The organism is Thermoleptolyngbya sichuanensis A183, from assembly GCF_013177315.1.
Classification (GTDB): Bacteria; Cyanobacteriota; Cyanobacteriia; order Elainellales; family Elainellaceae; genus Thermoleptolyngbya; species Thermoleptolyngbya sichuanensis.
On the sequence record NZ_CP053661.1, the window covers coordinates 957309 to 970368 of the forward strand.

Annotated in this window: 11 protein-coding genes and 1 pseudogene; 5 read left to right on the forward strand and 7 right to left on the reverse strand. The window is 57.3% G+C overall.

The window, feature by feature from the left end; genetic code table 11:
* Positions 1–20 precede the first annotated feature (20 nt).
* From HPC62_RS04155 to HPC62_RS04170, 4 genes are all read right to left on the reverse strand, one after another.
* Positions 21–611, reverse strand: a complete 591-nt coding sequence (locus HPC62_RS04155) for a hypothetical protein (protein ID WP_172353881.1) — start codon at positions 609–611, stop codon at positions 21–23.
* Positions 612–665: 54 nt separating this feature from the next.
* Positions 666–3356 carry an ABC transporter permease/M1 family aminopeptidase gene (locus HPC62_RS04160; protein ID WP_172353882.1) on the reverse strand — a complete coding sequence of 897 codons (2691 nt, stop codon included), beginning with the start codon at positions 3354–3356 and terminating at the stop codon, positions 666–668.
* A gap of 105 nt (positions 3357–3461) precedes the next feature.
* Positions 3462–3896 carry a hypothetical protein gene (locus HPC62_RS04165; RefSeq protein WP_172353883.1) on the reverse strand — a complete coding sequence of 145 codons (435 nt, stop codon included), beginning with the start codon at positions 3894–3896 and terminating at the stop codon, positions 3462–3464.
* A gap of 78 nt (positions 3897–3974) precedes the next feature.
* Positions 3975–4658 (reverse strand): TIGR00266 family protein, encoded by a 684-nt coding sequence (locus HPC62_RS04170; RefSeq protein WP_172353884.1) that lies wholly within the window; start codon positions 4656–4658, stop codon positions 3975–3977.
* Positions 4659–4760: 102 nt separating this feature from the next.
* On the opposite strand from HPC62_RS04170, the gene HPC62_RS04175 reads away from it, so the two are divergent.
* Entirely contained in the window at positions 4761–5339 is a 579-nt protein-coding gene (locus HPC62_RS04175; protein ID WP_172353885.1) for a Uma2 family endonuclease, read from the forward strand.
* 63 nt (positions 5340–5402) lie between these two features.
* Here HPC62_RS04175 and HPC62_RS23345 read toward each other — a convergent pair.
* Together HPC62_RS23345 and HPC62_RS04185 are read right to left on the reverse strand one after the other, a co-directional pair.
* Positions 5403–6326: pseudogene (locus HPC62_RS23345) on the reverse strand (ABC transporter ATP-binding protein).
* 91 nt (positions 6327–6417) lie between these two features.
* Positions 6418–6732, reverse strand: coding sequence for a hypothetical protein (locus HPC62_RS04185; RefSeq protein WP_172353886.1), 315 nt, complete (start codon positions 6730–6732; stop codon positions 6418–6420).
* Between HPC62_RS04185 and HPC62_RS04190 the strand changes: the two genes are divergently transcribed.
* The 4 genes from HPC62_RS04190 to HPC62_RS04205 all read left to right on the forward strand — a co-directional run bounded on the left by HPC62_RS04190 (position 6716) and on the right by HPC62_RS04205 (position 11038).
* Complete coding sequence (locus HPC62_RS04190) at positions 6716–7348, forward strand: hypothetical protein (protein WP_172353887.1); 633 nt, start codon at positions 6716–6718, stop codon at positions 7346–7348. The genes HPC62_RS04185 and HPC62_RS04190 overlap by 17 nt on opposite strands.
* A gap of 152 nt (positions 7349–7500) precedes the next feature.
* On the forward strand, positions 7501–8232 hold the full coding sequence (locus HPC62_RS04195; RefSeq protein WP_172353888.1) for a nuclease-related domain-containing protein: 732 nt from the start codon (positions 7501–7503) through the stop codon (positions 8230–8232).
* Between the two features lie 40 nt (positions 8233–8272).
* The gene (locus HPC62_RS04200) at positions 8273–9220 is read left to right on the forward strand and encodes a histone deacetylase family protein (protein WP_172353889.1); all 948 of its coding nucleotides are present in this window, start codon (positions 8273–8275) and stop codon (positions 9218–9220) included.
* Between the two features lie 213 nt (positions 9221–9433).
* Positions 9434–11038: a transglutaminase-like domain-containing protein gene (locus HPC62_RS04205; protein ID WP_225910665.1), complete on the forward strand. Its 1605-nt coding sequence runs from the start codon at positions 9434–9436 to the stop codon at positions 11036–11038.
* A 7-nt stretch (positions 11039–11045) separates the two neighbouring features.
* Here HPC62_RS04205 and mrdA read toward each other — a convergent pair whose 3' ends face one another.
* Entirely contained in the window at positions 11046–12836 is a 1791-nt protein-coding gene (gene mrdA, locus HPC62_RS04210; protein WP_172353891.1) for a penicillin-binding protein 2, read from the reverse strand.
* Between the last annotated feature and the right edge of the window lie 224 nt (positions 12837–13060).

Genomic DNA, 13060 nt, shown 5'->3' on the forward strand with positions numbered 1-13060 from the left:
GGTTAACCGCTTTTGCTGGATCAGCTCGCTTTACTAACTGCTCCCCAATTGTCATCCGGCAGCTTGTCAATCAGCTTATGCAGCGGATCAATGCCCGCCCGGATCGGTGGTTGATCCACCGTGATCGTCAGCGAACTTGCGCCATCGGAGAAGGGGTGCTTCTTCAGGTAAATCAGCTTGCCCTCGGCGTTGTAAACCCCGACATCAATCTCCTCCTGGTTCATGGAGGCGGGGGTTTCGTTGCCCACCTCGTCCGATCGCACCTTGGCGGTGTTGATGGTTAGGGTGACATCAAACTTGCCATCGGCGCGGGGGCTGACGGTGGCGGCAGTCACCCGGTTGTCGTAGAGGGTGACGGTCTCGAACAGGTCGGTGATCAGGTATTGGTACTTTTCGGGGGTGACAGCCCGGAGGGCGGCGACCAGATCCGTAGCCGAGGGATAGGGCGGCACGTCCGCATACTGTTTCAGCAGGTTGGCTAGGGCACCATTCACCACATCTTCACCCAGGTAGTCTTGCAGGGCAAACAGGGCTAAGGAGCCTTTTAGATAAGCCAAGTGCTGGGCCTCTGCCTCCACCAGGGGCACATCGGATTTCGACCGATTCTGCAAGTAGCCATCCAGGTTGCGGCGCAGGGCAAACCCCAGTTTTTCGGGGCCATATTCTCAGCCATAGACCTGGTTGGCGGTGTATTCCGGCAGGGCCTCCAGCAGAAATTTGGTACCAGGGGTATCGGATGGGATTAACTGCTGCCCCCACCACTGGTGGGCGGTTTCATGGGCGGCAATGCGGAAGGCCTCGTCTACGCTGGTGGGGTCGTTGTCGTCAAACTTGGCCAGATAACCAAAGCGTTCGCCCCGGGTGATGGTGGCCGGATAGCTGACGGCCTCACCCACGTAGGGCACTTCCACTAGGCGCAGGGTTGTGTGGGGGAAGGGGCCGAAGTTTTGCGTGGCGTAGTCCAGGGTGTTTTTCATACCCCGCGCCATGCGTTCCAGGTTGCGATCGTGCCCTGGGTGGTAGTACAGCTCAAGCTGTACGTCCTGCCACTGATCCTTGAGCACCTCGTACCGCCCTGACAGGATGGGCACCACCGGAAGAATGGGCTCTTGGCTCTGGTACTGGAAGTAGTGGCGGTTTCCCTCTACCCAGTCTCGCCGGAGTTCGCCGGAGGTAATGGCGATTTGGTCGGCGCTGGTGCTGAGGGTGGCGGAGAACTGGGCCAAGTCAGCATCCCCAGCCGGAGTTAGGGGGGTGTATTGGGTCTGTCTGGCGGCTTCGGCGGTTGGATCGAGGGGGGGCAGGCCTGCCTGTTCGCGCTTCTGCTCGTTCTTAAGCCGGGGCCGCTGGAAGAAGCCGACCATGGGCATAAAGTCAACGCTTCTGAAATTCAATCCATTCTCGAAATGGCTTGCGAAATTCTTAATGCCTGCTCTTGCCACCGCTGGGCCGGGCTTTTTCAGCAAGTCAAAGCTAACTTCGGCAGTAGCCCCCGGTTGTAGGGGAGCCGCCAGCGCAAACTCGTAGGCTTGCACCACGGGATGTTCCGCAGTGGCGGTGGCAGCGCTACCGTTGACCGTCAGTTGATTGACCTGAATGTCTTTGGCCAGGTTCAGCAGAATGGTGTCAATGGGCTGCTGGGTCTTGTTTTCTAGGGTATAGGTACCCTTGACGGCAAAGCGGCCATCGGCCTCGGGGTATAGATCCCCCTGCCAATCCACAGCGGTGATCTTGGGCTGGGCATCGATTAGGCGACCGTAGGCTTGTTCGTAGGCAATCACCTGGGCTTCCACTTGGGCGCGGCTGGGGGCCGGGTTGAGCAGGTGGGTGTTATAGAAAATCCAGCCACCCAGGAGAATCGCAGCTAGGGCACTGAGGCCCATGACGGTCTGCATGGGGCGGGTGAAGCGTTGGCGGGCAATGCGCCAGCGTTGTTTGGGTTGAGTATCCACGCCGCGCACCCAGAACAGGGCGGAAACACAAAGGAGCAGAAGGGCGATCGCCAACCAATAGCCCTGATACCAGCGGACTGGCTCCAGCATTCCGCCATAGCCACTAATCGGGCTGTAGTAGGCATCGGGTTTGTAGCCGTACTGGAGCAACCGCGCCGACCGAAACAGCGCATCTCCCTGGGCAAACACAATCACCAGGGCGGCAGACAGCAGATAGCCCAGAAACTTCTGGTTCACCAGCACCTGAATCGTGATCGCCAGGATGCTGATCAACAGCAAATCCACCAGCACGAGGGTAAAGAACCCAATGGCGTAAACCCCCAGTTCGTAGTGGGTGTATTGCTGTAGGGTTTGGGCCAGAAGTCCGCCGAGCGTCAGCAGCACCAGCACCAGGGCCAGAATCAGCACCAGGGCCAGGAGCTTACCCAGCACCACAGCCCAACTGCGCACGGGCAGCAGGTCGGTGAGGGGGTCTACCTTCACCTCCCGCTCCCGCCAGACCAGATCCCCGGCCAGGAAAATAATCAACAGCGGGGCCAGGAATTTCACCAGCAAGGATGCCATGTCCAAGATGAAGGCTGTGGCGGGCAGGGCAGGAGCACCAAAATTATCCCGAATAGACGTGCCGACTAGCACCATCAACACCAGCACGCTAATACTTAAAATCGCCAGCACCAGCGGATTCCAGATCAATCGCTTGAGTTCCATTTGGACGATGCGCCAGACATGGTTTGCCTGGGCACCGGGGCCGTAGTGGCGGTGAGCAGTGGGGAGGGTCGCCAATTCAGACCGGACGGGGACCGCCTCTGCTGGGCGTTCCTGCGGCGGGGTGGTTTTCCAAACCAGGAACCGCCGTTCTAGCCAGTCTAGGAATTGCTCCAGTCGGGGGCGGGCCGTGGCCATGCCTGCAAAGCTAAAGCGTCGCCAAATCCAGGCAAAAAAGGCTGCGCTCAGCCCCAGATAGATCAACCGCGACAGCCAGATGGCCGGGGCAAAGGGCACCGATAAGGTATTTTGCTCAATCTTGGTCCAAAACCGGACAGCGTAGTCTACGGAGCCATTCCCAAAGGGATTCGCCAGAACATTGAAGAACGCATCCAAGTTAAGAACAGAGAAGATGAAGGCAACAACGCTGTAGGCAAAATACAGTCCGACAATGCTCAGGTAGCTGGTCAGGGTGCGGCGGGTAAGTAATCCCAGGGCAAAGCTAAACAGACCAAAAATCAGGATATTGGGAATGACCAGATAGAGGTAGGGCTGGACATAGCTGAGGAGATTGAAGGGGCCGATGCGTTGAGGAGCCATCCAGGGCAAAATTGACCCCAGCCAAAGTCCTAACCCCAGCCCTGAAAACGTGATCAGGCTGATCAAAAAACTGGCGATCAGAGCTAATTTATGAAGCAAATCTTAAGAAGCCTGAAACTCTTGGCATGTGTGGCTTTGAGGTCATGTTTGCCCAGGAAAAGCGGTTTCTCGGAAATCCTTGATTAACAAGGCTTTCAGGCTCCTTTACAAATTAGCTCTCAGTCGCCCTGCCGCAAACTGCCACTCCTTCAGGGGCGAGGTAAACAGCAGCCCATCCATGTTGGCGGTGAAGTCCTTAGTGGCGCGATCGGCAAAGATGCCCGCTACCACAATTGCCAAAGGAATCCCGGCCAGAAAGCCCACGGTACTCATAATGGCCAGGGGGGCATTGGCGTAGGGAATCATCTCCCCCGGTCGGGTGGCAGTACCCGCGGCTTGCCTGAGCAATGGAAAGAACAGGACATCGCTGCCGTTGATATGCATCACCAGCGGTCCTAAAACCAAGAAAAAGCCAAAGCCCAGCAGCAAACTCCGGGTTCGCAGGCTGTCTTGCAGCTCAAACCGGACGATCTCCCAGACGGGTTGCCAGGGGGAAATGGGTGGATGGGTGGATGGGGTCGAGGATGATTGCGTAGCCATGTTCGGAGAAAAAAGGATGTTCGTAGGGGAGCGATATCCCAGGGGCCTTTAAGGACTCTGGGATCTGGGGACATACGATCAACTGCTACTACTGCTGGGCTGGGGCAGTTTGGGAATGAGCCAAGCCAGGAACTGATCTTGAGACCGGGTTTGTACCAAGACTTTCCCTGGCTCAGTGAGATCCACCACAAAGCCTTCGCCGCTGAAAAGAAAGCTTTTCATGCCGCCGACGGAGCGGGTTTTGAAGGGCATGGATTCGCTCAGGGCCACCAAGTGCCCCGTATCCAGGGTGAAGGATTGTCCAGGGGCCAAGGTCATTTCGTGGATCGCCCCGTAGGAAGCCACCACCACCTGCCCCTGCCCCTCGGCCCGCAGCATAAATAACCCGCCCCCCGTGCCAAAGAAGGACTTGGAGCCGCCCCACGTGGTATCCAGGGTAATGCCCATATCCGAGGCCACGTAGGCCCCCGACTGGATCAGCATCGGCTCAGAAAGGGTCAGCACGTTCAAATCCCCCGGTAGAGAAGGGGCCACCCACACCTCGCCGCCCTGGGCTGGGGCGGTGTAGATGTTCTGAAAAAAGCTTTCTCCCCCCAAAAAAGACCGCTTTAGGGCTTGCATAAAGCCGCCGGTTTTGGTCTCTAGCGTTGTCCCGGTAGACATCCCCACCATCGATGCGGCTTCCACCCGCACCTGTTCGCCGCCTCGTAGCTGGAGGCGACCAAGGGTAAAGGCGGGCTGATACATCAATTCAACTTGCATGGTGAATCATTCCTAAGCTGAATGGGCGACTGCGATCATGGCTGGATTATCGGAATCAGTAGAATAAGAAACATCAACGTCGATGCATGGAGCGCTTTGATCATGGGTCAAGCTGTCTCATTCCCCTCCAGCTATATGACCTTCGAGGACTATCTGGCTTACGACGACGGCACCGACACTCGCTATGAACTGGTGAATGGAGTGCTGGTGGAAATGCCGCCCGAAAGTGATGAAAATCTTGGGATTGCCAGAAAGTTGCTGTTGGAGTTGATCAAACATATACCGGCGGATCGTGTGGTCTGGGGGACTGAGATAGAAGTCACTGGCAAACGGGCAACTGGGCGGATTCCAGATTTGCTGGTTCATTCCGAAGAATCAAAAGCTGCTATTGCAGGCGCTCCTCGTGCTACTCTGACCCGCGATATGCCACCCCCAGCGCTGGTGATAGAAGTGGTCAGCCCTGGACAGGCCAACCGGGAACGGGACTACCGCTATAAACACACTGAGTATGCGGCGCGGGGCATTGCCGAATACTGGATTGTGGACCCAGAAACGCGGCAGGTAACCCTCTGCCGCTGGGTCAGCGGTCAATACGAAGACCAGGTCTACAGCGGTGACGAAAGGATTGAGTCCACGGTAGTGCCTGAATTTGGGTTAACCCCCGCCGAGATTTTTGCATAGCTCGCTTACTTTTATAGTCCGCTTACCAGTTGTGTCGGCTGAATGGATTCAGACCCTGGGGACTTAGGGGATGGCCCCGTTGCTAGACTGCAACGCCGGGATCTCCTTCATCACACAGAAGTAGACATCTTCTAGGTCTGGTTCGACCGCCTCAAACCCAGCACCAGGATCCGACTCGCTATAAATTCGGGCAATGATGTCGCCCATGAAAAAGCGGGTAGAGAGCACCCGGTACTTCTCTTCGTAGGTGGGTAGTTCATCCCGGCGCAGCTTAATGCGCCAGACCTTACCCGCCAGTTGTTGCATCAGGCCGATGGGTTGCCCGGTGAGGCGGATCTGGCCGGCAATCAGCACCGCCATCTGGGGACAGAGTTCGCTTACATCTTCCACAATGTGGGTGGAGAGGATGATCGCTGCCCGTTCTGAGATTTCGCTGAGCAGGTTGAGAAAGCGCACCCGCTCGGCGGGGTCGAGGCCCGCAGTGGGTTCATCCACAATCACCAGGCGGGGGTCGCCTACCAGGGCCTGGGCAATGCCAAACCGCTGCCGCATACCGCCCGAAAAACCGCTGACGGCGCGATCGCGGGCATCTTACAAATTCACCTGGTGCAGCAGGTGCTTCACCAATTCCTTCCGCTCCTTGCCGTTGGTGATGCCCTTCAACGCGGCAAAATGATCCAACAGCTTCTCGGCAGACACGCCGGGATAGACGCCAAAGCTTTGGGGCAGATAGCCCAGTACCTGACGCACTTTCACCTTTTCTTCTAGGACGTTGATATCGCCCCACTGAATGGTGCCCTCGCTGGCTTCCTGGAGGGTGGCAATGGTACGCATTAGGCTGGATTTGCCGGCTCCATTGGGGCCTAGCAGGCCAAACATGCCCATTGGAATATCGAGATTGACTCCTTTCAGGGCTTTGTAACCGTTAGGATAGGTTTTTGTAAGGTTACGAATTTGGATTGATTCACGCTCTAAGCTCGGAAACATTTGCTGAAAAGCTAAACTCTCGATTTGCTAAAAGCTGTATTCCAATTTAATTTAAGAGCTAGTTTGTAAAGGAGCCTGAAAGCCTCGTTAATCAAGGATTTCCGAGAAACCGCTTTTCCTGGGCAAGCATGACCTCAAAGCCACACATGCCAAGAGTTTCAGGCTTCTTAAGATTTGCTTCACAAATTAGCTCTAAGTGAGAGCAAAAATAAGTAACTACAGGAAAACTTAAAGCCGAAACACTTAGGATGGTTCCGCAAAGCACTTTATATACTTTTGCCCATAGCCTAATCACCGGCATTGTGTATAGACGTGCATGTTGCTTTGCATCGGGAGTTTGAGATTGATCTTGCAATATGAATAAGTTATTGGTTTCGTTTTTAGGAGTTGTGGCAGGACTTGCCATAGGAGCGATCGCCGCGTTGTCTCTATCGATGCGGCAAGTTGCCCGCGTGCCAGATTGGTACACGACCGAAGCGCCAACCGAAATATCAAGTTCTAGCCCAACTCTGCCCTCCTCGCAACTTCTCGAGAGGCTTGCCACTTCCAGCGCACCAGTCGAACTCAATAGCCAGCAGGTTAACCAACTGGTGGCGGAGGCGATCGCCCGATCTTCCGAAGGTCAGGCGCTATTGCAAAACGGCTTTAGCACCACTATCGAGGATGGGCAGATCAAAGGCGGCGTGGTGGTGAACCTGTCGGAACTGCCCACCGACGGCTTGACGGAGCAGGAGCGGGCGGCGCTAGATCGCGTGCTGGCCTTTGTTCCGGCGCTGGGGCGGCGCGGCGTGTATCTCGGCATCGAGGGCAACCCGACGGTGCGAAACGGCAAGCTGCAATTTGACGAAAACATGACCGTGAAAGTTGGCAACCTGAGCCTGCCCGCGTCAGTCGTGGCCAGCCAGCTTGGGCTATCGCTAACCGAGTTGGAAGCTCGGATTAATGCTGAACTCGAAGCGCGGGGGATAGACCTGCGGGATGTGCGCGTGGAGGGCGATCGCCTAGTTATCAACAGTCAGTAACGTCTGTAAGGCTGAATCGGGAACGCTAGAGATTGTGTATGCAAAACTCAAGTGCACCGATAGCTTCGCCGCGATGTGATGAATACCGCCAGAAATACTGTATGATTGTGTATATGCAACTCAAGTGCACCGATAGCTTGTAGACAAAGTGTATGGGACGAAAATCTCAAGCAGGATTACGAGCCGGACAAAACGTTCGTAAACTGGCGCTAAAGCGTCGAGTCAAGGCAATTTTTCTCTTTGTGATGGCAGGTTTGGCGATTGCCTCGACGATTAGCTTGCACCAGGTATCTCTTCAACTCTCGCAACTCACAACTGGAACAGCAACATCAAATCAATCCTCTCAATCTCTGCAATTTTCACTATATCTATCTGGTGGGGCGATTGCGCTTGGGGCTGCTTTTGGCGGGCTGTACTTGTGGAAGCGAGCAGGGCACGCCGATCAGGGTGCTCAGGCTGAAGAGGCGATTGCCAAACTGCTGAACCCTTTGATTGCTGAGGGCTGGCAGATTGAGTATGGCTTGTGGCTGGGCAAGGGACTGGGGGACGCTGATGTAGTTTGCCTTTCTCCGCGACAGCAGGCCTTCGTGATTGATGTGAAATCGCACCGAGGGACGGTCGTGACAGATGGTGTGCGGTTGCTGCGAGAATTTGGAGCAGAGAAAAAGCCGTTTGAGAAGGATTTTTTGCGACAGGTGAAGCTGCAAGCCGTCCAGGTAAAGTCGCAAAAGAACTGGTCATTCTTCGTGACCCCGATTCTGGCATTTTCTACGGCCAAGGTCGCGCTGCCGAGTGACGAGAAGATTGAGGGCGTGTATGTAGTCGAGGCTCAGCGGTTGGTCGATTTGCTGCGATCGCTCGTAGCCCCCACCCCTCCAGAATAGCGCTGTAGAATCGAGGCATTCCTCCCCAAAGCGCCTTGCCATGTCGCAGTTTCCAATCTTCTATTCCGACGTGTTTTTGCAGCATGACACGGGTTCCTACCATCCCGAAAACGCCGGACGGTTGCGGGCGGTGGTGGCGGCGCTGCGGCAGGTGCCTTGGGCCGATCGGCTCGATTGGCGATCGCCCACGCCTGTAGATGCTCAGGGCGATCGCCTGAGGGCAGCGCTCTACGCAGTGCATCCCCCCGACTATGTGGCGGCGGTGGAATATGTCGCTACCCACGGCGGCGGGCAGGTCGATCCGGATACGGTCGTGTCGCCGGACAGCTACGAGGCGGCGCTGCTGGCGGTGAGCGCATGGCTGGATGCAGTGGACACGGTGCTGCAAACGGGGCGGCCAGCCTTTGCCTTGGTGCGCCCGCCGGGACATCATGCGCTGCCCAGGCGGGGTATGGGGTTTTGCCTGTTTTCCAATGTGGCGATCGCCGCTCAGTATGCGCTCCGGCAGCCGGGGATAGAGCGCGTCGGCATCTTGGACTGGGACGTGCATCACGGCAACGGCACCGAGGCGATTGTGGAATCTGACCCGCGCATTGCGTTTTGCTCGCTGCACGAATATCCGCAGTATCCGGGCACGGGCGCGGCGGGCGATCGCGGCCCGCATGACACCGTGCGAAATTTTCCTATGCAGGCCGGCAGCACCTTAGCAGACTATGAGCCGCTGTTTGCGCGAGAAATTGTGCCCTTTTTCCAGGCGTTTCGCCCCGATCTGCTGCTGATCAGCGCAGGCTACGATGCAACCCGTGCCGACCCACTGGCGCGAATTTGCCTGAACCCTTCCGATTACGGGATTTTCACGCGCTATTGTCTGAAAATCACGCCGCACCTTGCCTTTGGGCTAGAGGGCGGCTATGACTACACCGCGCTGGCAGAGTCCGTTATTGCCACGATTGAACCCTGCCTGGAGCCTGCCAGCATCAGGAGTTAGCCCAAAAACCATCATTTGGATACACACGCCGCTGGGGTCTTTTTCCTATGATGTAAGACGGCTTAATCGGCCTGACCCCTGCTCCTGCATCCCGAACCCTTTATGCTGCTTGAACCTGCCCTATCTAATGCCTCAGAACAGCCGGGAGATTCCCTGGTGATTCAGTCCAACGCAACGACGCTGCACCGCACGGTGCGTCCGGTGGGCGTGTATATGATGCGGGGGCTGGCGCTGCATGAGGGCAGGCTGCTGACGCTAGACGCAGTGCGGGGGTATCTGGTGGCGATCGCCCCCGACAGCGACAGCACGACGATTCTCAACTCCAAACACACCGAGCAATTTCTGGATGGCAGCGGACTGGCGATCGCCGGAGACACGCTCTGGTTCACGCGGGAAAACAGGGTCTATCGCTGCCCCCTCACGGATCTGTCCGGCGATACGCTCACTCCAGACGAGTTTGCAACGCTGCCCTACCCGGCAGATGGCGTGGCGGTCTACGGCAGTGCGGTTTACGTCACTTGCCAGAAAGCGGGCGCAATTTTGATCTACGACGCAGAAACTCAGCGCGAGATTACTCGCTTTGCCGCGCCTGGTGTGGGCATTGAAAATCTCACCTTTCGGGGGGAAGAACTGTGGCTGTGCGATCGCCTGGAGCGCACGGTCTACTGTATGGATCGGGCAACGGGCGAATTGCGATTCAGCCTGCTGACCCCCTTCGATAGCCCCAGCGGGCTGGCGTTTTATCCCGATCCCGCAACAGGCGACGAGGTGCTGTATGTCGTCTATTCCTTTGAGGAAGCCTACATTCGAGACGACCCCAATAATCCTGAACTGCCCTATGAGCTAACCTTCCGCGATCGCACCTTTCTCCATCCGCTCTATTTCCGCTACGACCCGCAGCAGCACTACACGCTCTCCAACGGGTTTCTGGTAGAAATGATCTACGCAGAGGAGATTTCCCCACTGGATGCGGTGCAGCTAAACAGTCTAGAGTGGCGGATTGCTCTGCCTGCGGAAACGGCTCGCCAACGGCTGCGACAGGTGGAGCCGATCGGCATCCCGTTTACCGAAGAACTGCAAGACGGACAGCGGGTTGCAGTGTTCAAGTTTGACCAACTCCGGCCCCACGAAAGCCATATCTTTGGCTGGAAGGCGCTGCTGGAGGTGCGCGGCATCAAGTACCAGTTCACCTACGACGACGTAGAGAAAATCCCGCCGCTGTCGCTGGAGTTTCAGTCGCGCTATCTGGTCGATGACGACGATTTGGCAATGGATACGCCCGCGATCCGGGCCGCCGCCCGCGAGTCCATTGGCACAGAAACCAACCTGCTCCGCAAAATTCTGAAAATTCGCAACTACGTCTACGATCGCCTCTCCTACAGCATCAAGCCCCATATCGACACGCCAGATGTGGCGCTGGAGCGGGGCACGGGGTCTTGTGGGGAGTATGTCGGCATCTTGCTGGCGCTGGCTCGGCTGAATGGCATTGCCTGCCGCACCGTGGGCCGCTACAAGTGTCCACCCTACGCCGATCGCCAGCGGTATCCCCTGGAGCCGGAGTTTAACCACGTCTGGATTGAGTTTTACATTCCCGGTTTTGGCTGGCTGCCGATGGAGTCGAATGTGGACGATGTGGTGGACGGCGGCCCCTACCCCACGCGCTTTTTCATGGGTCTGCCCTGGTTCCATGCCGAAATGGCTAAGGGCATTTCGTTTGAAAACATCAAAACGCCAACCAGCGATGTGGACGTGTCCATTGGAGATTTGGCCATCAACCATGTCCGGTTCACGATTTTGGAGGAGCTACCGCCGCTTTAGCCCCGCCTTACCGCTTGCCAAAATAGGTCTTGAACACTTCATGAGCTACGGGCAGCGCCGCCACGCCGCCGTAGCCGCCGTTTTCGATGACGACGGCGATTGCAATCTGCGGATCGCTCACCGGCCCATAGCCCACGTACATGGCGTTGGGCTTGCGACCAGGGCCGACTTCCGACGTGCCCGTTTTGCCTGCCGTCAGGGGGATGGAGCCATCGGCCAGGCGGCGAGCCGTGCCCTTTTGCACCGTGGCCACCAGTCCTTCCTGAATGGCTTTGATGGTTTCGGGTTTGAGGCCGGCTGACACGGGCTGCACGTCGGGGCGGTTGGTTTGGGAAGCGAGGAGATGGGGCTGGACGCGCTTGCCGCCGTTGGCGATCGCCGCCGTCATCACCGCCAACTCCAGCGGGGTCGCCTGTACCAGCCCTTGGCCGATTGACATGCTAATCGTGTCGCCTAGATACCAGGGTTCGTTGTATAGCGCTTCTTTCTCATCGGGCGTGGGCATCATGCCAATGCTGGCCCCCTCCAGACCCAGGTGTGGCGTTTCGATGCCAATGCCCAGCGCCTGGCCCCAGCGGGCGATCGCCTCTGGCCCCACCGACATGCCAACGCGAAAGAAAAAGGTGTTGCTGCTGTAGGCCAAGGCATCGCGGAAGCCGATCGCTCCAAACCCGCGACGGCTGCTTTCCCAAAACTGATGCCCGCCCACGCTGAGAAACGCCGACGTGCCCACCCGCGCCTGGGGCGAAAACTTGCCCGTCTCCATCCCCGCAGCCGCCGTCACAATCTTGAACGTGCTGCCCGGTGGATATCCCTGGAGGGCCCGATTGAGAAACGGCTGGTCGCCTTTTTGAAGCTGCTGCCACTCTGCTTCCGTTACGTTGCGGGTAAACATATTGGGGTCAAACGCCGGTGAACTCGCCAACGCCAGCACCTCACCCGTTTTCACATGCAGCACCACCGCTGCGCCGCGCCGCCCGCCCAGCGCCTTTTCTGCCGTTCGCTGCAATTCCAGATCCAGCGTCAACTGGACGGGTTCGCCGCTAATTGAAGGCTGTTCGCCCAGCAAGCGAGATTCCTGACCGCGTGCGTCCACTTCTATCAGCCGCCCGCCCCACTTGCCTTCTAGCTGCGCGTTGGCCAGCCGCTCGACCCCCATCTTGCCCACAATCATGCCGCTGGGATAATCGGGATTGCGGGCCATGTCCTCTTCAGTGGCTTCGCCGATGTAGCCCAGCACATGGGATGCAAGCGACCCGTTGGGATACCGGCGGCTTGATCCGGTGAGAATTTCCACCCCTGGCCAGCGGGGCAACTGTTCGGCCACGGCCACAAACGTGGTTGGCGAAAGCTGATTGCCAACGCGCACGGGCAGCAGAGAGGTATAGCCCGCCCTTTCCAGGCGACCAAGAATTTCCTTTGGGCTAACGCCAATCATCGGCGACAGGTGAACGGCAATTTCCTGCCATTCTCTGGGCGAGTGCTGCCGGGGCCAGAGGTAGACATAGCGGGAAATCTGGCTGGTGGCCAGGAGCTTGCCGTGGCGATCGCTCACGGTTCCCCGGTCGGCCACTAGGGGAATGCGGCGCACCCGATTTTGCTCTGCCAGTTCCCGATTGTGGGCCCCTTCAAAGATTTGCAGTTCGGACAGGCGATAGACAAACGCCCCCATAGCGCCTGTAATCAGCAGCATCAGCACGACAGCGCGATAGACCAGCGGATTTTGCCCACTCGTGGGGTGAACGAGAGACGTGCGGGCAGGAGATTGGCGATAGAAGGTGTAGGTCTTGCCAGCCATAAAGCAGCTTGTCTACAGCAGGTTTCACGAACTAGGGCCGCATTCCCACCTTACCGAACTCCTTCCGCCTGAGGAAAGGGGTAAGGATGAACTGTTCATCGGGCCATAGCGGGTTTGATCAATTTCTGAATTAACCACTAAGGTAGTAATCTTTCTCGTTTCTACAGGACTTTTACAGGGCCCTCCGTGCAATTTTAGAGAAATTGCCACATTGCTGGCAGGTT

Bases quoted from the DNA above. Each gene is read 5' to 3' on its own strand.
- HPC62_RS04200 (WP_172353889.1), top strand. From the start codon at position 8,273: ATGTCGCAGTTTCCAATCTTCTATTCCGACGTGTTTTTGCAGCATGAC.
- HPC62_RS04195 (WP_172353888.1), top strand. From the start codon at position 7,501: ATGGGACGAAAATCTCAAGCAGGATTACGAGCCGGACAAAACGTTCGT.
- HPC62_RS04205 (WP_225910665.1), top strand. From the start codon at position 9,434: ATGATGCGGGGGCTGGCGCTGCATGAGGGCAGGCTGCTGACGCTAGAC.
- mrdA (WP_172353891.1), bottom strand. From the start codon at position 12,836: ATGGCTGGCAAGACCTACACCTTCTATCGCCAATCTCCTGCCCGCACG.
- HPC62_RS04175 (WP_172353885.1), top strand. From the start codon at position 4,761: ATGGGTCAAGCTGTCTCATTCCCCTCCAGCTATATGACCTTCGAGGAC.
- HPC62_RS04185 (WP_172353886.1), bottom strand. From the start codon at position 6,732: ATGGCAAGTCCTGCCACAACTCCTAAAAACGAAACCAATAACTTATTC.
- HPC62_RS04170 (WP_172353884.1), bottom strand. From the start codon at position 4,658: ATGCAAGTTGAATTGATGTATCAGCCCGCCTTTACCCTTGGTCGCCTC.
- HPC62_RS04165 (WP_172353883.1), bottom strand. From the start codon at position 3,896: ATGGCTACGCAATCATCCTCGACCCCATCCACCCATCCACCCATTTCC.